The organism is Paenisporosarcina antarctica (assembly GCF_004367585.1).
In the GTDB taxonomy this organism is placed as follows: Bacteria; Bacillota; Bacilli; order Bacillales_A; family Planococcaceae; genus Paenisporosarcina; species Paenisporosarcina antarctica.
The window spans coordinates 2141006-2161772 of record NZ_CP038015.1 but is presented as its reverse complement, the minus strand read 5'-3'; the positions used below and the strand labels follow the sequence as shown (position 1 = coordinate 2161772).

20 protein-coding genes and 1 pseudogene are annotated in these 20767 nt (G+C 36.7%); 13 read left to right on the top strand and 8 right to left on the bottom strand.

Annotation, left to right across the window (positions count from 1 at the left end):
* Positions 1-56: 56 nt before the first annotated feature.
* Positions 57-1526, bottom strand: a complete 1470-nt coding sequence (locus tag E2636_RS10780) for an aminotransferase class I/II-fold pyridoxal phosphate-dependent enzyme (RefSeq protein WP_134210191.1) — start codon at positions 1524-1526, stop codon at positions 57-59.
* 211 nt (positions 1527-1737) lie between these two features.
* Between E2636_RS10780 and E2636_RS10775 the strand changes: the two genes are divergently transcribed.
* Both E2636_RS10775 and E2636_RS10770 read left to right on the top strand, forming a co-directional pair.
* Complete coding sequence (locus tag E2636_RS10775) at positions 1738-2694, top strand: NAD(P)H-dependent flavin oxidoreductase (protein ID WP_134210190.1); 957 nt, start codon at positions 1738-1740, stop codon at positions 2692-2694.
* A gap of 17 nt (positions 2695-2711) precedes the next feature.
* Positions 2712-2990: a UPF0223 family protein gene (locus tag E2636_RS10770; RefSeq protein ID WP_017379520.1), complete on the top strand. Its 279-nt coding sequence runs from the start codon at positions 2712-2714 to the stop codon at positions 2988-2990.
* A gap of 199 nt (positions 2991-3189) precedes the next feature.
* Here the strand turns inward: E2636_RS10770 and E2636_RS10765 are convergent, their stop codons facing one another.
* Entirely contained in the window at positions 3190-3807 is a 618-nt protein-coding gene (locus tag E2636_RS10765) for a YktB family protein (protein ID WP_134210189.1), read from the bottom strand.
* Between the two features lie 92 nt (positions 3808-3899).
* A pseudogene (locus E2636_RS10760) lies at positions 3900-4046 on the bottom strand (DUF1054 family protein); the annotation flags it as partial.
* 189 nt (positions 4047-4235) lie between these two features.
* Here E2636_RS10760 and E2636_RS10755 point away from each other — a divergent pair.
* Together E2636_RS10755 and E2636_RS10750 are read left to right on the top strand one after the other, a co-directional pair.
* A complete protein-coding gene (locus E2636_RS10755) occupies positions 4236-4433 on the top strand; it encodes a hypothetical protein (RefSeq protein WP_134210188.1) in 198 nt (65 codons plus the stop codon).
* A 112-nt stretch (positions 4434-4545) separates the two neighbouring features.
* Complete coding sequence (locus E2636_RS10750; protein ID WP_134210187.1) at positions 4546-5337, top strand: inositol monophosphatase family protein; 792 nt, start codon at positions 4546-4548, stop codon at positions 5335-5337.
* Positions 5338-5558: 221 nt separating this feature from the next.
* Here E2636_RS10750 and E2636_RS10745 read toward each other — a convergent pair whose 3' ends face one another.
* Entirely contained in the window at positions 5559-5744 is a 186-nt protein-coding gene (locus tag E2636_RS10745) for a YlaF family protein (protein ID WP_134210186.1), read from the bottom strand.
* Between the two features lie 116 nt (positions 5745-5860).
* Here E2636_RS10745 and typA point away from each other — a divergent pair, with 116 nt between their 5' ends.
* Together typA and E2636_RS10735 are read left to right on the top strand one after the other, a co-directional pair.
* A complete protein-coding gene (typA, locus tag E2636_RS10740; RefSeq protein ID WP_134210185.1) occupies positions 5861-7708 on the top strand; it encodes a translational GTPase TypA in 1848 nt (615 codons plus the stop codon).
* A gap of 24 nt (positions 7709-7732) precedes the next feature.
* A complete protein-coding gene (locus tag E2636_RS10735) occupies positions 7733-8062 on the top strand; it encodes a YlaH-like family protein (RefSeq protein ID WP_134210184.1) in 330 nt (109 codons plus the stop codon).
* Between the two features lie 437 nt (positions 8063-8499).
* Here the strand turns inward: E2636_RS10735 and E2636_RS10730 are convergent, their stop codons facing one another.
* The 3 genes from E2636_RS10730 to E2636_RS10720 are packed head-to-tail and all read right to left on the bottom strand — an operon-like array spanning position 8500 to position 9654.
* A complete protein-coding gene (locus E2636_RS10730; protein WP_134210183.1) occupies positions 8500-8937 on the bottom strand; it encodes a hypothetical protein in 438 nt (145 codons plus the stop codon).
* Positions 8938-9141: a YlaI family protein gene (locus E2636_RS10725; protein WP_017379528.1), complete on the bottom strand. Its 204-nt coding sequence runs from the start codon at positions 9139-9141 to the stop codon at positions 8938-8940. It lies immediately after the preceding gene.
* A gap of 12 nt (positions 9142-9153) precedes the next feature.
* Positions 9154-9654 (bottom strand): molybdopterin-binding protein, encoded by a 501-nt coding sequence (locus E2636_RS10720; RefSeq protein WP_134210182.1) that lies wholly within the window; start codon positions 9652-9654, stop codon positions 9154-9156.
* 168 nt (positions 9655-9822) lie between these two features.
* Between E2636_RS10720 and E2636_RS10715 the strand changes: the two genes are divergently transcribed.
* The 3 genes from E2636_RS10715 to pyc all read left to right on the top strand — a co-directional run bounded on the left by E2636_RS10715 (position 9823) and on the right by pyc (position 14795).
* Positions 9823-10104, top strand: coding sequence for an Fpa/YlaN family protein (locus E2636_RS10715; RefSeq protein ID WP_017379530.1), 282 nt, complete (start codon positions 9823-9825; stop codon positions 10102-10104).
* Between the two features lie 70 nt (positions 10105-10174).
* A complete protein-coding gene (locus tag E2636_RS10710) occupies positions 10175-11338 on the top strand; it encodes an FtsW/RodA/SpoVE family cell cycle protein (protein ID WP_134210181.1) in 1164 nt (387 codons plus the stop codon).
* 16 nt (positions 11339-11354) lie between these two features.
* On the top strand, positions 11355-14795 hold the full coding sequence (gene pyc / locus E2636_RS10705; protein WP_134210180.1) for a pyruvate carboxylase: 3441 nt from the start codon (positions 11355-11357) through the stop codon (positions 14793-14795).
* A gap of 103 nt (positions 14796-14898) precedes the next feature.
* On the opposite strand, the gene E2636_RS10700 is transcribed toward pyc, so the two are convergent.
* Positions 14899-15816: a COX15/CtaA family protein gene (locus E2636_RS10700; RefSeq protein ID WP_134210179.1), complete on the bottom strand. Its 918-nt coding sequence runs from the start codon at positions 15814-15816 to the stop codon at positions 14899-14901.
* Between the two features lie 320 nt (positions 15817-16136).
* On the opposite strand from E2636_RS10700, the gene cyoE reads away from it, so the two are divergent.
* From cyoE to E2636_RS10680, 4 genes are all read left to right on the top strand, one after another.
* On the top strand, positions 16137-17054 hold the full coding sequence (gene cyoE, locus E2636_RS10695) for a heme o synthase (protein ID WP_134210178.1): 918 nt from the start codon (positions 16137-16139) through the stop codon (positions 17052-17054).
* Between the two features lie 98 nt (positions 17055-17152).
* The gene (coxB, locus tag E2636_RS10690; RefSeq protein WP_134210177.1) at positions 17153-18241 is read left to right on the top strand and encodes a cytochrome c oxidase subunit II; all 1089 of its coding nucleotides are present in this window, start codon (positions 17153-17155) and stop codon (positions 18239-18241) included.
* A 34-nt stretch (positions 18242-18275) separates the two neighbouring features.
* The gene (gene ctaD / locus E2636_RS10685) at positions 18276-20141 is read left to right on the top strand and encodes a cytochrome c oxidase subunit I (RefSeq protein ID WP_134210176.1); all 1866 of its coding nucleotides are present in this window, start codon (positions 18276-18278) and stop codon (positions 20139-20141) included.
* Positions 20141-20767: a cytochrome (ubi)quinol oxidase subunit III gene (locus tag E2636_RS10680; protein ID WP_134210175.1), complete on the top strand. Its 627-nt coding sequence runs from the start codon at positions 20141-20143 to the stop codon at positions 20765-20767. Before ctaD ends, E2636_RS10680 begins: the two co-directional genes overlap by 1 nt.

Sequence of the window (20767 nt, the reverse complement as noted above, 5' to 3'; positions counted from 1 at the left end):
ATAAAAAGGCTGAGCATGATCCGCAAAAACGGAAGCTCAGCCTTTTTTTAATTAATCTAATAAAAAGCTTTATGCTCTTTAATGACTCGGATCAACTTCAATTCATCGTCTTCTGGACCTTGAACTGGTAATCCAGCCTCGATATTCATATGAATATACGCAATATTATCTGCAGTAATAATTTCACCTGGAATAAAAATTGGAATTCCTGGTGGATAAACCATGATAAATTCAGCTGATATACGTCCGACTGATTCTGCAAACAACACAACCTCTGTTGTTGCATAGAAAGCATCTCGTGGCGTCATGGCTAACAGTGGAATATCAGGCATGGTTACAAAAGGTTCGAGAATTGCAGCTTCTGAATCAAATGCCAGTGCCATACGTTGGAGTGCATTTATGAGTAAGTTTAATTCTTTTTTCGAATCTGCAATTGTCACGATACACAAAATGTTGTAAAGATCAGATAATTCAATTTCAATGTTGGCATTTTCACGCATCCATTCTTCCGCTTGGTGCCCAGTGATACCCAAATTTTTAACGCTAATTAATAATTTTGTAGGGTCTATATCGAAAGTTGCTGACGTACGCAATATCTCATTTCCTACACAACGTAGGTGAGGGATTTGATTTATACGTTTTCGTGCATCTTTAGCTAAGCGGATCGTCGTTGTTAATAAGTCATGTCCATTGATAGCTAATTGACGTCTAGCGGTATCAAGCGACGCTAAAATTGGATACGATGTAGATGTTGTTGTTAACATTGATAATATCGATTGTACACGCTTAGAAGAAACTAAACCTTCACGTACATTTAAGACGGAACTTTGCGTCATTGAACCACCCAGTTTGTGTACGGAAGTTGCCGCCATATCAGCTCCAGCTGACATGGCAGATATCGGTAATGATTCATGGAAATGAATGTGAACACCATGTGCTTCGTCGACTAATACTGGGATTTCACGTCTATGTGAAATTTCAACAATACGTTTCAAATCTGCCGCTATTCCGAAATATGTTGGGTTAATCACCAGAACAGCTTTAGCATCTGGGTGGGCTTCAAGAGCTTTCTCCACAGATTCTGCCGATATTCCGTGCGAAATCCCAAGATCTGGATCAACTTCTGGGTGAATAAATACTGGAACCGCACCAGCAAATACAATTGCAGACATTATTGATTTGTGAACATTTCTTGGCACCAAAATTTTATCGTTAGGCCCACATACACTTAAAATCATAGTCATAATGGCTCCGCTTGTTCCTTGTACTGAGAAAAATGTAAAGTCAGCACCAAAAGCTTCTGCAGCTAATTCCTGAGCTTTTTTTATGGCTCCTTTTGGCGAATGTAAATCATCAAGTGGAGCAATATTAATTAAGTCAATGGAAAGAATGTTTTCTCCGACGAATTCACGAAACGCAGGATCCATGCCATTCCCTTTTTTATGACCTGGAATATGAAATTGAATAGGATGTCGATTGCGATGTTTTAGCAAGACATCAAATAAAGGGGTTTCTAATTGTGACACTGATCGCACACCTCAACTTTCTTAAAGAGAGTGTTACAAAAGTTCATTAAAAATAGCAGTCATATTTCTTAATGGTTTCCTTTTGAACACATAATTAATAATAAAAACAAGTGAATTATAGCACTATGAATAGCAGATGACTATAAAATTATAAAGGAATTTTGATAACTAAGACGAATACAGTATGTAGAAGATAGGAGGAATTTATTAAATGAAATGGCAAACACGCATTACAGACTTATTACATATTAAATATCCAATCATTCAGGGAGGATTAGCATATCTGGCATATGCCGATTTGGCAGCAGCTGTGTCAAACGCTGGTGGACTTGGCCAAATTACTGCAATGAGTCTGGAGACACCAGAGGCACTGCGAACAGAAATACATAAAGTGCGTTCACTAACCGATCAACCGTTTGGTGTTAATTTCGCTATTGGAGAGCAAGGACGTCCGTTTTCTCATATGCTTGACGTGGCAATTGAAGAGAATGTACCAGTTGTATCGATGACTGGCGGTAATCCTACAGCTATTTTTAATCAGCTGAAAGGAACTGCTATTAAAAAGTTAGTCTTAGTAGCAGCAACTAGACAAGCGCAAAAAGCAGAAGAACTTGGTGCTGACGCTGTAATGGTTGTAGGGCAAGAAGGTGGGGGACACTTAGGGCGTGACGATGTTGGCACAATGGTTCTTGTACCCCGTGTCGTGGATGCTGTGTCTATCCCAGTAATTGCTTCAGGTGGAATTGGAGACGGACGTGGATTAATGGCCGCACTTGCATTAGGTGCTGAAGGCGTAGAGATGGGAACACGTTTTATCGCTACAAAAGAATGCGTTCACGCCTCACAGGTATATAAGCAAGCTTTACTAAATAGCAGTGAAACGGGAACGACGGTTATTAAACGCTCGATAGGTGCTCCTGCAAGAGTCCTCGTTAACTCGTGGACAGAAAAGATTCATGAAATTGAAGCTTCTACACCGACGTATGAAGCATTAAAAGAGTATATTAGTGGTCAAGCTAACAAACAATATATATATGAAGGTCTCGAATCACAAGGTTTTGGTTGGGCTGGCCAAGTAACTGGCCTTATAGAAGATGTCCCTTCTGTGGAAGAATTATTTTCGCGTATGATTACTCAAGCAGAGAACTTGCGCGTAAAATGGAACTAGGGAAAGGGTGAAACAAAATGAGTTTTTCGTATCCATTTTCAAAAGATTGGTCAACGAATGAAATTGTAGATGTTGTCCAATTTTTTGAAGTAATTGAACACGCTTATGAAAAAGGAGTTAAACGAGAAGAATTGATGGCAAAGTATCGTCGATTTAAAGAAATTGTTCCATCTATTGCAGAAGAGAAAACTTACTTTCGAGATTTTGAAAAAGAAAGCGGATATATTTGTTATCCAATCATTAAGAAAATGAAAGAGACAACTGCAGGCGCAATTATAAAAGGAGCAGGGAGATAATCCCTTGCTCCTTTTTTATTTACAATTATTAATCTGAGTTTAAACCACACAGTAAATGAAAGTACAAATAACGTTGTTTTTTAAGTGAATTTAACTAAACATTCATTCTGATAATAAAAGGAATTAATCAACAATATGGTATTGAAGTAATGATGAAATTTCTCAATACTGTCAAAAGACTTTAGTTTATCGGTGAAGTTTATTTAAACGATAATTTATATAAGGGAAGAAGTGTTTCAAATGTTTCTTTTACAACGTCGAAGAATTCGTTTCCGTTCGATAGTATCGGGTCATTTGCCGCAAAGTGTCTCCCAATTAGAAACTCCGCCTTTTTGACGTCACGAAAACGTTCAAGCGATTCTTTTAAGTCGATTTCCTTTAATGAAATGGCATCTTTTTTCATATGATCTAATGAAACGACGTAATCATTAGGAACGGTAGACTTGATTGTTTTCAAATTCTTCAAGAATGTATTTGCGATATTCGACTTATTTGGCAATTCGTATATAAACGCCAACCAAACGAAAACGTGGTCGTCATATACCCCGATTTGAAAATGCGGGTGTTGTTTATATCCCCGTTTATTTCCTGCTATCGCCAACCAAGTATCGTTAGGGGGATTGACGCTTCGACGTAAATGCTTGGCGATATGCAAAAACATCTCATTTCCAAGTATTGCTGAAAGGTCGTCGGTTAACGGTTGTCCGATCGCTTGGAACTTGGGTTGAATTCGTTCTTGGATTGCGGTCATTCTTGGTTGAAGCCCTTCAATTGTAAATGTATCAAAATCATTTTGTGTAAAACCGTTGAATTTCATAATGATAAACTCCTTATTAATATTTATTTGGTGGAAGCGAATGGTGTTCCTTGTAAATGTTACGTGAATTTTTAGGGGGATTTACAGAACGTCTAGCATGCGACGTGAGGATAAAATTCATCTCCGGTTTTATATGAAAAATAAGCAGCGTATGTATGACTAATTTCTTTGGATTTTAGTCGGACTTTTTCAATCAATGCTTGCATACGATGTTCTAAACCTTCTATTTCAAATACCCCAAAATCGGCACTTTTACTATTTGTTTTTCAACTTTATTTTCACCTTTCGCATTTCCTATGTTTAGTTTAATGAAAAATTGGGGAAAAATCATGTAAGTAGCTTTATTTAGTTGACAAACCCATCATCGTATCATAAGTTATAATAAGCAATCAGAATATTTAGATTAAATAGAAAAGGGGTGTAAGACCATGAAACAAGTTGTCCATATAGTTCGCAAAGAAGATTTAGAAAAGAAATTAATTCTCGGTTTAAAATTTGAGCTTGACTATGAACTTGCCTCTTTGTTCGATGCGATGCAAAAAGAAAACCAAAAAGAAATTGATAAGAGTAAGTTAAGACTAGGCGAAATTCATTCGGAGTTGAAGGCATTACATGCGCTACATTAAATATAAAGTTAGTAATTACTGGTAAACATCTGGTCGTCAATATCTGACACCAGGTGTTTTTTTGTTTATAATAAGGAATGAAGACGAATGATTTAGAAAGGCGGCTAATCCATTGGAACATCAAATGCTAGATTACTATGCAAAGGATTTAATAAAAAAAGCTGGAATAAAAATACGCCATTCATTCTCAAGCGAACTTGCTATTGAATCTAAATCGGATGCTAATGACTTAGTAACCAATATTGATAAAGAAATTGAACAATATTTTATTCATCATATTCGCAAAGATTATCCAGGACACTTGATTTTAGGTGAAGAAGGATTCGGTGATAACATCAGTGCATTAGATGGCTACGTATGGATGTTAGATCCAATTGATGGCACAATGAATTTTATCCATCAACAAAGAAATTTTGCTATTTCTTTAGGTATATATAAAGATGGTGTTGGAGTATTAGGCTACATATATGATGTTATTCACAATGAGTTATATAGTGCACAAAAAGGGCATGGGGCTTATTTAAATGATGAACCAATTCCGGTTTTGGAATCAACAACAATTTCAGAAGCTATTATTGGATTAAGTCCAAATTGGATTATACCGAACCGTCGTATTGATAATGAAGGTCTAATTAAACTTGTTCAAGATGTTAGAGGAATACGTTCATACGGGTCTGCTGCACTTGAGCTTGCTTATGTCGCAACAGGGCGGATTGATGCTTATATTTCTTTGAGATTATCTCCTTGGGACATAGCGGGAGGAGTAGTTATCGCTCAAGAAGTTGGGGCGGTTGCGACAAATTTAAATGGTCAGCCACTAAAATTTTTAGAACAAGATACTTTCCTAGTAGCTCGAAAAAGTATACATGAGACTTTACTAAGTAATTACATTTCTTTAAAATAGGCTCTGTCTATAGTGTTGATATCCGTTACAAAGCCATCTGACCAACATTCAGTTGGCTTTGAGGACGAGGACTCTTTGCGCTCGCACTAAGAAAGCATAGCTGTTTTCGGAATATCTACAGCAATATTTAACATTTTTTTATAATAAAAAGCAAGAAATGGAGAAATCCATTTCTTGCTTTTGTCATCATGGCTCGCTAGAGTGGCACTTTACGCTTTTTGTTACAATAATCCTTTGTCGCGCATTTTCTTTTTTGTTTTAAAGCCAAATCCCATTACTACAATAAGTAATAATATGCTAGCAAGGATACCTGGAACACTGCGTAAGCCAACAGAAATTCCAATGGCAAACATTGATAATAAAGCTAGCAGGGAAAATAGTACAAATACCCATTTAATATTTTTCATGGAATGTGCCTCCAAATAATAATAATAATTTATCAATAGAAAATCTGACAAACAGTTATAACATGTGCTATAATAACACAGTTAAGGACTCGAAAAAAGAATCTGGAGTGAAAAAATTGACTAATTTACGTCACGATTTAAGAAATATTGCAATTATTGCCCACGTTGACCATGGTAAAACTACTTTAGTTGACCAAATGTTGAAACAATCTGGTACTTTCCGTTCAAACGAACATGTGGACGAGCGTGCCATGGATTCAGGTGATATCGAGCGTGAGCGCGGTATAACAATCCTAGCTAAAAATACAGCGATCCAATATAAAGATGTGAAGATTAACATTCTTGACACGCCTGGCCACGCTGATTTTGGTGGAGAAGTAGAACGTATAATGAAAATGGTAGACGGTGTTCTACTAATCGTTGACGCATACGAAGGCTGTATGCCACAAACACGTTTTGTATTGAAAAAAGCACTAGAACAAAATTTACAACCTATTGTAGTTGTAAATAAAATTGACCGTGACTTTGCACGTCCTGAAGAAGTAGTGGACGAAGTTCTTGAACTTTTCATTGAACTTGAAGCAAATGACGATCAATTAGAATTTCCAGTTATTTTTGCATCAGGTATGAATGGTACTGCAAGTCTTTCTTCTGACGTTGAAGATCAAGAAGAAAACATGCAAGTTATTTATGATGCAATTATCGAAAAAATCCCGGCTCCTGTAGATAATAAAGAAGAGCCATTGCAGTTCCAAGTAGCTCTTTTAGATTATAACGATTACGTTGGACGTATCGGTATTGGCCGCGTTTTCCGTGGAACAATGGAATTAGGACAACAAGTAACTCTTATGAAATTAGACGGAAAAACAAAAAACTTCCGAGTTACAAAAATGTTTGGATTTATGGGTCTGAAACGTATTGATATTCAACAAGCTCATGCTGGTGATTTAATTGCCGTATCAGGAATGGAAGATATCAACGTTGGAGAAACAGTTTGTCCAACTGAACATCCTGAAGCATTACCAATTTTACGCATTGATGAGCCAACTCTTCAAATGACGTTCCTAGTGAACAACAGTCCATTTGCTGGCCGTGAAGGAAAATGGGTAACATCTCGTAAAATTGATGAGCGCCTGCAATCTCAACTTCAAACAGATGTTTCACTTCGCGTAGATCCAACTGACTCTCCTGATGCATGGGTTGTATCTGGTCGTGGAGAATTGCATTTATCAATCTTGATTGAAAACATGCGTCGTGAAGGTTTCGAAATACAAGTGTCGAAACCAGAAGTTATCGTTCGCGTTATAGATGGTGTTCGTTGTGAGCCAGTTGAACGTGTTCAAGTTGATGTACCTGAAGAACATGTTGGTTCAATTATTGAATCAATGGGTGAACGTAAAGGTGAAATGCTTGATATGGTTAATAACGGTTCAGGTCAAGTACGTTTAGTATTTATGGTTCCTGCTCGTGGGTTAATCGGATACACTACTGATTTCATGACGTTAACACGTGGATACGGAATCATTAACCACACATTTGATAGCTACCAACCAATGCAAAAAGGTCGTGTAGGTGGACGTAGTAAAGGTGTTCTTGTTGCAATGTCAACAGGTACTGCATCTGAATACGGAATTTTAGGAATTGAAGAACGTGGTACAATTTTCGCTGAACCAGGCTCTGAAATTTATGAAGGAATGATTGTTGGAGAACATACTCGTGATAATGACTTAACAGTTAATATTACAAAAATGAAAGCAGCCAACAATATTCGTTCTGCAAATAAAGAAGCAACAACAACTAGAAAAAAACCACGTATCATGACTTTAGAAGAGTCTCTTGAATACCTAAATGATGATGAGTACTGTGAAATTACACCTCAATCGATTCGTTTGCGTAAAAAAGTGCTTGATAAAGCTGAACGTGAACGTGTAACGAAAAAAACTAAAACAGCTGAAAATGGCTGAGTGTGATAGAAAGGTTGAGAAATCTTGAACGAACAGCAATTTGTCTATGACAAGATGTACCCAACTGCGCGTGTTCTTTATGAATTCCTTCCGAACTACAATATGGCAGGATACGCGTTGTATCTTGTCATCTTCTTACTATCTGTGTTAGTTTATAAACTCGGATTCGCAAAAAAGTTAAGATTGTCTCAAAACATTGTTATTTATATCTTTTTGCTTTTAGGATGTTTAATGCTTACATTTTTAGCCTTTTTCTTACCCGTTGTAGAAGGACTAATAGTGGCGGCGATGATTTTAATATTATATAAAATACGTCTGCACAATGAAAAAAAGAGAAGCGCTAGCGCAAGCTAGTGTTTCTCTTTTTTATTTATGATAAAATATAAACTTTTTGCCATTGTGCTCGACTACGACTATGTATTGTGGACATTGAACTGCACATAGAGAATGAAAATCAGCAATCTTATGGAAACTGCATTAGTAACTCTTCTGTAAAAATAACGAACACTTACCGCTTGTTTGCTTTTCCAAGCACTTAGTAGGCTTTATAACAAAATTAATAACTTTATCGCTGACTCAATTAAAGTGAAAGTTTGCATAAATTTGTAAGTCATGCAAAGACACCGGAAGATTGCGTATACATACGAAAGACGCTGCTTGAAGTGATTTGTCACTTCTAGCAGCGTCTTTTATTTAAAGGTTATAGATGGGCAGACATTTTGAAATCCAAAGCGACCAAGGTAAAACCAAGTTCGAATGCTGGTGATCGAGAAACAGCATTCGATCTTTTTTCACATCTTTTTATAGAGAACTGGCAACACCCAAACGTAAAATAAATGTGCCACTGACCAGTAAGTAAATGCGAGCCAGTCATTCCATGCAGGCACTTCTTTTATAGCAAGAGAGCTTAGCAGAAAGTACAAGAAGAATGTAGGTAAGCAAAGGATGAAGCTCAAAAAAAGCAACTTTGTAAAAGATTTTTCTATACGTAGTCGAATTACCAGATATACAAAAATAAAAGCAATAACGATCGATACCAGTACGTGAAAGATAAATTCAACAGTCTCTCCCCACGCGATACCTCCAATTATTGGTATAAAGTCTATATTTAATAATAGCGTATAAACGCGAACAGTCGTGATAGATTCAATTAATTTTAATAATAAGCCCAGTAAAATGCCACTAACGACGCCTAAATACAAAGCCTTCAAGATAGTAGGACGTGTCATTTAAAAATCTTCTTCTATTCTGCGAGAGCTTTTGTAGAACACAAATTTCCCAGTCGCTAATCTTACACGTGTTTTCTCTTCAATCCGTTCATGGCAGGGATTACACATATACGTATGAATTGGACGATTACGTAGCTTTTTTGCTTGAGGTGAATCATCTTCTAATTCATTAATAATGTCACAAATGACACACTTTACACGCATCGGACTAACCTCCTAATCTACTCGAACTGCTTTCACATGTTTAATGGGGTTGTGCATGTTAGATCCGTCTGCAAGAAGGACATAAACAGGTCCATCTTCTTTCAAAGGTTTACCATCTTGACTATACTTGAAAATAAGTGAGTCTGCTTGTTCAAGTGGGAAAGAATATTCTTCGCCAGTTGCAGTTTCGAAGACTACAGATGTAGCACCCTCTTTAACTTCAGCATTTTGTAAAAAATGCTTTAAATAAATACCAAATGTACCTGTTAACATTTTTGTTCTCTCATATTTCTTTTCGGTTTTTAAGGTTGGTGGAAAAGTTGCACCTTCCATAATTTCACGGGACCAATGAGCTGATACTTTCTTTGTATATTCATCCAACTCATCTATCTCAATATGTTGTTCCGTAAAAAATGTATCCAGATCAATCCGTCGATCATCAAAAATCCACACTGCTGGATCCAGAGTTATTTTAAATTTCACTTCGCCTTTAAGTGGAATAATCGTTTCCATTTAAATTATGCCTCCTTATTAGTTGAGTAACCTCTCCTAGTATAACGCTTTGCCTATAGGTAAAAAAGAATTAAGTTTTTTAAGTTACAATTTGGATGTGATACTTGCAATTTTGTTACTAGAAAGATACACTTTATTAATAATATATTAGGTAATGGGGGCGTCCTCATGGATACTAAATCACAACAATTATACCAGCAAAAGGCTGTTGAACTCTTAAAAGCTGATGGAGAAAAAATAGCGAAATTGATTAAGGTTCAAATGAATCACTTAACACTGCCACAATGTCCACTCTACGAAGAAGTCTTAGATACACAAATGTTTGGCCTCTCAAAAGAAATTGATTTTGCCGTCAAACTAGGACTTATGGAACGTGAAGAAGGAAAAACACTTCTTTCTACACTTGAAAAAGAATTATCTTTGATGCATGATGCTTATACAAAGAAATAAGTAAAAAACTCAAACTCAATATGTGTTTGAGTTTTTTTGCTAGATAAAAGAAAAAGAGGGTTTTCTCCAAATGATTTCATATATCAAACGCTATATTAAAAACTTTGATTACCCATTATTTATTACATATATGTTCTTATGTTTATTTGGGTTAGTAATGATTTATAGTGCTAGCATGGTTTGGTCAGTCAATGTATATGGCTATGAACCTGATTTTTTTTATAAGCGTCAAATCTTAAATTTGCTTGTTGCATTTCCTGTTTTTTTAATCGCAGCTTTCATACCTTACAAACATTATCGACGTAAATCGATTATGGCAATCATGCTTTTCGTCATGTTTTCCTTACTGGTTAGTGTTCATTTTATTGGGGATCTAGTAAATGGTGCAAGAAGTTGGATTATACTAGGCCCTATACGTTTACAACCATCTGAGGTAGCGAAAATAATTTTAATTTTATATTTCGCAAGTGTTTTTACGAATAAAAGATCAAAAGGGAAGTTGGATTCAATAAATGAATCAATTGCTCCACCTGTAACCATCTTAGTCATTGCTTTTTTCTTAATTTTAAGTGAAGTGGATATGGGGACTGCAGGTATTATTTTATTTGTTTGTGTTTCTATGTTAGCAGCTAGTGGTATCCTTTTTAAAACATTTGTAAAATTATTTAGTATTATTTTCGGTTTAATCCTATTAGTTTCACCGATTCTATATCTTGTAAGAGATAAATTAATAACACCGAAAAGAGTAGAACGTTTAGAAGCTTTCTGGAATCCTTTTGAGTATGAATTAGACGCTGGGTTTCAAGTTGTTAATGGATACTTAGCGATTGGTGCAGGGGGAGTTAAAGGGCTAGGATTGGGTCAATCAGTTCAAAAATTAGGTTATTTGCCTGAGCCGCAAACAGATTTTATCATGGCAATTATTGCTGAAGAATTAGGCATAGTTGGTACATTTATCGTCATTGGAGGCCTAGGTTTTATCGTATTACGTGCTTTTTCTATTGCTTTAAGTACGCAAGATACACAAGCCCGTATGATTGCCACTGGTATTGGAAGTTTAATTGGAATTCAGACATTCGTTAATTTAGGTGGGCTATTAGGCTTAATTCCTCTAACTGGAGTTACACTTCCGTTTATTAGTTATGGCGGAACGTCCATTGTTTTGTTATCTTTAGCTATGGGAATATTGTTAAATGTCTCAATGTTTGTCAAAAACGAAAAAATACGAAGCTAAGGGGTGTCGTTTCATAATGAAGACGATTAAGAAGATATTAGTAGCTAACCGCGGAGAAATTGCCATCCGTATTTTCCGTGCTTGTACCGAATTAAACTTGAGTACCGTATCAATTTATTCAAGAGAAGACAGTGGTTCATTCCATCGGTACAAAGCAGATGAATCGTATTTAGTTGGAGATGGAAAAAAACCAATTGATGCCTATTTAGATATTGAAGGAATATTACAAATTGCAAAAGATAGTAAATCTGATGCGATTCATCCTGGGTATGGATTCCTTTCTGAAAACGTAGATTTTGCAAGACGATGCGAAGAAGAGGGTATCATTTTTATTGGTCCAACGTCGACACATTTAGATATGTTCGGAGACAAGGTAAAAGCTCGTCACCAAGCTGTATTAGCTGGGATTCCCGTTATTCCAGGGACTGACGGACCTGTTCACTCCATAGAAGAAGTAAAAGCATTTGGCGAAGAATATGGCTACCCTTTAATGATTAAAGCGTCCTTAGGTGGAGGCGGTCGCGGAATGCGAAGTGTCCCTACAGTGAACGATGTTGAGTCAGGATACGAGCGAGCAAAATCAGAAGCAAAAGCTGCTTTTGGATCCGATGAAGTATACGTTGAAAAGCTTGTATATAAGCCAAAACATATAGAAGTTCAAATTTTAGGGGATAAGCACGGCAATTTGGTGCATCTGTACGAACGTGATTGTTCAATTCAACGGAGACATCAAAAAGTAGTTGAAATTGCTCCTTCTAACTCCTTAACAAAAGAATTACGTGATCGTATTTGTGATGCAGCGGTTCAATTAATGAATAATGTAAAGTACATAAACGCTGGAACAGTGGAATTTTTGGTTTCAGGAGATGAGTTTTACTTCATCGAAGTGAATCCGCGAATTCAAGTAGAACATACCATTACAGAGATGGTGACGGGAATCGATATCGTCCATTCTCAAATTCATATTGCAGATGGTTCATCCTTATTTGAAGAAGAAATTGGGATGCCTACTCAAGAAGAAATTCCGTTATTCGGTTTTGCGATTCAATCTCGTGTGACAACAGAGGATCCATTAAATAATTTTATGCCTGATACAGGGAAATTAATGGTGTACCGCTCTGGTGGAGGCTTTGGAGTTCGGTTAGATGCTGGTAATGGCTTCCAAGGTGCGGTCATTTCACCATACTACGATTCTTTGCTTGTAAAAGTATCAACATGGGGCAAAACGTTTAAAGAAGCTGCTGCAAAAATGGACCGCAATTTACAAGAATTCCGGATTCGTGGCATTAAAACGAACATTCCATTTTTAGGGAATGTCGTTAAACATCAAAACTTTATTACAGGTAATTTTAATACGAGCTTTATTGATTCAACACCAGAACTGTTCTTGTTCCCACTTCGTAAAGACCGTGGAACAAAACTATTAAATTATATTGGTAACGTAACAGTGAATGGTTTCCCAGGAATAGAAAAAGCATCAAAGCCGGTGTTTACCGTTCCAAGAAAACCAAAAATTGATTTATTAGTTCCACCAACACCTGGGACAAAACAAATCCTAACTGAACGTGGAGCAGAAGGACTAGTTAAGTGGATTCACGAACAACAAGATGTGTTAATAACCGATACGACTTTCCGTGATGCCCATCAATCATTACTAGCTACACGTGTACGTTCAAATGACATGTACGAAATTGCTGAGCAGTCAGCGAGAGGTATGCATGATGCTTTTTCTTTTGAAATGTGGGGTGGGGCAACATTTGATGTTGCATATCGATTCTTAAGAGAAAATCCATGGGATCGGTTAATAAAAATGCGTGAAATGATTCCTAATGTACTGTTACAAATGCTTGTACGTGGAGCAAATGCTGTTGGATATAAAAACTATCCTGATAATGTTATTCGTGAATTTATCCAATCATCAGCTGAGTCAGGTATCGATGTATTCCGAATCTTTGATAGCTTGAACTGGATTAAAGGGATGGAAGTTGCTATCGATGCTGCAAGACAATCGGGTAAAATTGCAGAAGCATCTATTTGTTATACTGGCGATATTTTAGATGATAACCGCGCGAAATATACTGTCTCATATTACAAAGAAATGGCCAAAGAACTAGAAGCTGCAGGTGCTCATATTTTAGCAATTAAAGATATGGCAGGTTTATTAAAACCTGAAGCTGCATATCGTCTCGTTTCTGAACTAAAAGATACAGTTTCATTGCCAATACATCTTCATACTCATGATACAAGTGGGAACGGTATCTATTTATATGCAAGAGCAATTGATGCGGGCGTAGATATCGTCGATACTGCACTTGGAACGATGGCTGGATTGACTTCACAACCTAGTGCAAACAGTCTTACGTATGCTTTAAAGGGTGCTAAAAGAGAAATTCGTACAAACATCAAAGAAATAGAACAATTATCAAATTACTGGGAAGATGTACGAAAATATTACCAGGTATTCGAGTCTGGTATGATGAGCCCACATACTGAAATTTATGTGCATGAAATGCCAGGTGGACAATATAGTAATCTGCAGCAACAAGCAAAAGCAGTGGGACTTGGTGGACGTTTTGAAGAAGTGACAGCGATGTATTCAGTCGTTAATTTAATGTTTGGTGATGTGGTAAAAGTTACTCCTTCTTCCAAAGTGGTAGGGGATATGGCTCTATTCATGGTCCAAAATGACCTAACAGAAGAAACTGTGCTATCACGAGGACTTACTATTGATTTCCCTGACTCAGTAATCGAGTTTTTCCAAGGCTATATTGGACAACCTTATGGTGGATTCCCCAAAGAATTGCAAAAAGTGATTTTAAAAGATCGCGAAGCTATTACAGTTCGCCCAGGTGAATTATTAGAACCTGTTAATTTTGATGAATTAAAAGAAGAACTTTTCCATAAACTAAATCGTCCAGTAGATAGTCATGAAGTACTTGCTTACGCGTTATATCCTAAAGTGTTTGATGAATATTCAGTTATGGAGAAAAAGTTTGGAGATGTATCTGTTCTTGATACGCCAACTTTCTTATATGGAATGCGATTAGGTGAAGAAATTGAAGTGGAAATTCAAAAAGGCAAGACGCTAATCATTAAAATGGTTTCAATAAGCCAACCACAATCAGATGGTAATCGGGTCATTTATTTTGAATTAAATGGACAACCTCGAGAAGTTATTATACAAGACATGACGATAGAGTCTGATGTTACGCAAAAACCGAAAGCGGATGTCGCAAATCCAAATCATATCGGTGCTACAATGCCTGGAACTGTTTTAAAAGTTGCCATAGCTAATGGTAGCCGTGTAAAACGTGGCGATCATTTGCTTATTACAGAAGCCATGAAAATGGAAACAACTGTTCAAGCTCCATATAATGGTGTTATTAAAGAAATTCACGTTTCAACTGGCTCGTCTATTGCGACAGGCGATTTATTAATTGAAATGGAAAAAGAGTAATTAGTAAAACACAGATTGCACCCATAATGGTGCAATCTGTGTTTTTATTTTTCTGCTCTGTGACAACAAAAAAACAGTTCCGCAATTTTTGCGGAACCGTTTTTTATTTCTGCTTTTTAAAACTACTACGTGATAGCAGTAAGATCATATAACATAATAAACCAAATAGTAATGTTATCAATAGAGAATGGAGTAAAGCAAAGTATAAATTAAGTTTAGTTAAAACGACGATCATTCCTGACAAGACTTGAAGTGAGACGATAATAAAAGCGATCATCCATCCATAAAACAACACTCGTTGATCTTTATAATGTTTAAAAGCATGCCAAGCAATAATAGAAATCCAAATAAAAATCATTGCCGCAGCAGTTCGATGGCCCATTTGCACCCATTCATACAGGTTTGAAGGTAAAGAGAAATTACCATTTTGACACATTGGCCAATCAGAACAAATTAAACTAGAGTCAGTATGTCGAACGAGAGCTCCTGTATAAACGACTATATACGAGAATAAGGTTACACCAATCGTATGCCATTTTAACTTGGTCCCAATGCGTAATTTATCCGCATCAAATTTTCGATCTACTTCAAATATTAGTAGTGTTAACAATAATACAGAAGCAAAAGAGATTAAGGAGATTCCAAAGTGAAGTGCTAAAATAAAGTCACCTTGTCCCCATAAAACTTGTGCAGCTCCAATAAGGGCTTGTAAAATCAAGAAAAACATAGCCATGAAGACTAATAATTTAGTTTCTCGTATATGTCTCATAGTTTTCCATGACCATACCGATAATATTAGGATAAGAAAACCTACAGAGCCAGTAACAACCCGGTGAGAAAATTCAATTAACACTTCTGGAGTGATTACATCTGGAATTAATTGTCCATTACATCCGGGCCAATTTCTGCCACATCCCATACCACTGTCAGTTTTTGACACAAGTGCGCCGCCTAGAAGAATGAGCAACATACCAATTGTTGCAGCAACAGCAAACCACTTTAAGTATTTACTTTGTTGCATGAATGACACCTACTTTGCCTATACTTGTCACGAAAATACAATACCTGCATGTTTGATAATAGCTAAGAAAATGCAAAAATACAATGTCTAGCCCACAATCTCATCGTATGAGATGGCCCTTTTCACAAATTGTTCATAAAGTATTCCCTTTCTATTCACAATACTTTCCTTAAAATGCTTTATTATAGATATGTAGAGTGACTTTTAGTTTAAACTACTTTGATTTTTATCGAATTTCAACTTACTTATAGAATTAATGTTAGTTTTTCGATATAGTAAGGGTAGCGGAATATGCTTACAACTTTGAAAGGGGTAATTTCATGTCAAACGGTCGCTCGATTAATGCAGAAACTGATGCAGACCCGCTAACAACATCATTTATTAAGGACTTTCTTGCTTTAATCAAGATTGGAATTGTAAACTCAAACCTTGTGACAACTTTTACAGGGTTGTGGTTAGCCTTTCAATTTTCAAACCGTCACTTTTTAGATGAGATAAATTTGATGCTTTACACCCTTATTGGTGCAGCACTTATTATTGCTGGTTCTGGAGCAATGAACAACTTTATCGATCGTGACATTGATCCATTTATGACAAGAACAAAATCTAGACCAACGGTGACCGGTAGATTTAAACCTATAGCTGTATTATCTATTTCTATAACCTTTTTAGTTGTTGGTGAGATTTTATTATTTATGGCGTCGGTTTCAGCTGGAGTATGGGGACTAGCTGGAATTATCAGTTATGTTGTTTTATACTCCATGTGGTCAAAAAGAAAACATGTTAGTAATACAATAGTAGGGAGTATTTCTGGAGCAATTCCACCTGTTATTGGATGGGCAGCAGTTGAACCATCACTTGGATGGGGAGCACTTGCACTATTTCTTATCATGTTTGTATGGCAGCCACCTCACTTTTATGCACTTGCTATGAAACGAACGGAAGAATACCGGGCAGCAGGAATTCCAATGTTGCCAGTTATTAAAGGATTCGCGTATACAAAGCGCTCAATGCTACTTTGGATTCTAGTGCTTTTCCCTCTCCCATTTCTACTCATGCAACTTGGGACATGGTTCCTCGTCCTAGCAACAGTGTTAAATTTTGGTTGGTTAGCACTTTCTTTAAAAGGCTTTAAAGCGAAAGATGATTTAAAATGGGCAAATGGAATGTTTATTTATTCTTTAAATTACATGACTATTATGTTCGTTTCTATGATTATTTTCTCGATTTTCAGCTAACATTTGGGATTCTTTCTTTGAATACAGAATTCATATAGAATAGAACCACCGTTCAATTTAGACAGAATATAACTACGAAAGAGGGGTTTGATTAAGCTATGATGAAAGGGATCAAAAAGTGGCGTCTCTTTTCACTGCTGACAGCTTTAACGGTCTTTTTATCTGGATGCGGTGCAGAGCACTTATCGACACTTAATCCAGCGGGACAAGTCGGTAGAGATCAATATAATTTATTGTTAATTTCAGGAGCAATTGTAACACTTGTTATTATTGTGGTAACGATTGTATATATTCTTACAATTGTCAAATTTCGTCGTTCTAAAGTGGGCGAAGATTTAATTCCAGTTCAAGTAGAAGGAAGTCACAAACTAGAACTTCTTTGGACGATCATTCCAATCGTTTTACTATTGATTTTGGCAGTGCCAACTGTAATCTACACATATAACTTAGCAGATGTAAGTGGTATGGAAAAAGTGGATGAAGATGGTGATAAAAAAGCGGTAACTGTAAATGTTGAAGCGAATCTTTATTGGTGGGAATTTGAATATCCGGATTTAGGGATTATAACAGCTCAAGAGTTGGTTGTTCCAACACAAGAGAAGGTCTACTTTAACCTTAAAGCTGCTGATGTAAAACACTCATTCTGGATTCCAGCGGCTGGTGGTAAATTAGATACTAATGTTGAAAACATAAACCAATTTTATTTAACTTTTGATAACTCTTCAGAAGGTCTTAAAGATGGTGTTTTCTATGGTAAATGTGCGGAACTTTGTGGTCCTTCACATGCTTTAATGGACTTTAAAGTGAAATCTTTAGACCGCGAGGACTTTGATGCTTGGGTTGTAAATATGCAAGCTTCTGCTGAGGAGCAAACACTAGAAGGTGAAGTTGCACAGCAAGGAGAAGAAATCTTCAACACTAGTTGTATCCAATGTCATGCTGTATCAGGTGCAGGTTCAGCAGGTGGTGTTGGTCCAAACTTAGCAACATTTGGTGATCGTAACCGTGTAGCTGGTTTTATGGATCACACTGAAGATAATATTAAAAATTGGATCAACAATCCAGAAGAGTACAAACCAGGTAACTTAATGCCTCAACCTGAAGAACTTAATAAGGGTAATAAATTTTCAGATCAAGAGCTCACAGCTCTGGCAGAATACTTAATGGGACTAACTGTAGAAGATTGATGTTCTACAGATTGATGAAAAGGAGGTTAAAGTTGTGAGTTCAGTCGCACAGAAAAAAGGAATTGGCTCAGTAATTTGGGACTATTTAACAACCGTTGATCATAAGAAAATTGCCATCCTTTACCTCATTGCCGGTGGAATATTCTTCGTTATCGGTGGTATTGAGGCAATGCTTATTCGGATCCAACTTGCAAAACCGGATAATGATTTTTTGAGTGCAGGATTATATAATGAAATTATTACTATGCATGGTACAACCATGATTTTCTTGGCATCTATGCCACTTTTATTTGCGTTTATGAATGCTGTTGTACCTCTGCAAATTGGTGCGCGTGACGTAGCGTTTCCATTTTTAAACTCTTTAGGTTTTTGGATGTTCTTCTTTGGTGGAATTTTCTTAAACTTATCATGGTTCATGGGTGGAGCACCTGATGCAGGATGGACGTCTTATGCGTCTTTATCTATAGCCTCTCCAGGTCATGGTATTGACTTTTATGCTTTAGGGTTACAAATTTCAGGTGGTGGTACGTTAATCGCCGGAATTAACTTCCTTGTAACAATCATTAACATGCGTGCGCCAGGGATGACTTATATGCGTATGCCGCTATTTACATGGACTACATTTGTGGCATCTGCACTAATTTTATTTGCTTTCCCTCCACTTACTGTTGGGCTATTCTTTATGATTTTTGACCGAATGTTTGGAGGAAACTTCTTCGATCATACAATGGGGGGTAATACGGTTATCTGGGAGCATTTATTCTGGATTTTCGGACATCCTGAAGTATATATCTTAGCATTACCTGCCTTTGGTATATTCTCTGAAATTATCCCAACATTCTCTCGTAAACGTTTATTTGGTTACTCTGCTATGGTATTTGCAACTGTATTAATCGGTTTCTTAGGATTCATGGTTTGGGCTCATCATATGTTTACAACAGGTATGGGACCAACAGCTAATGCGATTTTCTCAGTAGCTACAATGGCGATTGCTGTTCCTACCGGGGTTAAAATCTTTAACTGGCTTCTTACCATGTGGGGAGGAAGTATTAAATTTACAACTCCCATGTTATATGCGCTTGCGTTCATTCCTTCATTTACAGCTGGTGGTATAACGGGAATTATGCAAGCTTCAGCGCCTTTAGACTATCAATTACATGATTCTTACTTCATCGTAGCTCACTTCCATTACGTTATTATAGGTGGAGTAGTACTTGGTTTATTAGCTGGTTTACATTTCTACTGGCCGTTAATGTTCAATACGATGTTGGATGAAACATTAGGAAAAGTTACGTTCTGGTTATTCCTAATTGGATTCCATCTAACATTCTTTATTCAACATTTCTTAGGTTTACTTGGGATGCCACGTCGTGTGTTCACGTACGGAGCAGATCAAGGATGGGATTTATTTAATCTAATCAGTTCAATAGGCGCCATTTTCATGGCAGTTGCTGTAATTGTTTTAGTTGTCAATATCATTATGACAATCTCGAGAAATAAACTTGTTGGCCGCGATCCTTGGGGCGATGGTCGTACACTCGAGTGGGCAATCCCACAACCAGTTCCTTTCTATAACTTTAAACAAACACCACTAGTACGTGGTTTAGACACTTATTGGATTGAAAAACAAGAAGGCAATAAAGAAGGCATGATTTATGCAGAACCAATTGGCGATATTCATATGCCAAACAATAGTATTATTCCTTTTATTATGTCATTCGGATTGTTTGTTGGTGCATTTGGTGCTCTATACAATGGAGAACAAGCATGGGCAGTTCCTGTATTAATCTTAGGGTTAATCATCACTTTTTCAGCAATGGCTACTCGTTCATTGAAAGATGATCTTGGCTATCACGTTCATAAAGAAGATTTAATGAAAGACAAAGGGGGTAAACACTAATGGACTTAAATACTAAGTACACCCCACAATCGTGGCCGGAACATGCAGAACACTCAACACTTGAAGGGAAAAACAAATTCGTAGGTTTTTGGCTTTTCCTAGGTGGCGAAACTGTGCTATTCGCAAGTTTATTTGCAACTTACTTGGCTCTTAAAAATAAAGGGCCAAGTGGTATGGAATTTACTACCCAAGAGTTGTTTGAGTTACCATTAGTATTTATCATGACAATGTTACTTTTAACTTCTTCTTTAACAAGCGTTTACGCGATGTACCACATGAGAAACTATAATTTTAAATCGATGCAAGCTTGGTTAATGATTACCGTTTTACTCGGTGCAGCGTTCTTAGCTTTTGAGATTTATGAGTTTAATCATTACGTACATTTAGGATTTACATTTACTCAAAGTGCATTCGGTACAGCGTTCTTTACATTAGTAGGAACACATGGTTTGCATGTTTTAATTGGTCTAGGTTGGATTACACTTTTAATGCTTCGTAATTCAAAACGTGGATTAAATCTTTACAATGCACCTAAGTTTTACACAGCGTCACTATACTGGCACTTTATTGACGTCGTTTGGGTATTTATCTTTACGGTAGTATACTTGATGGGAATGGTGAATTAA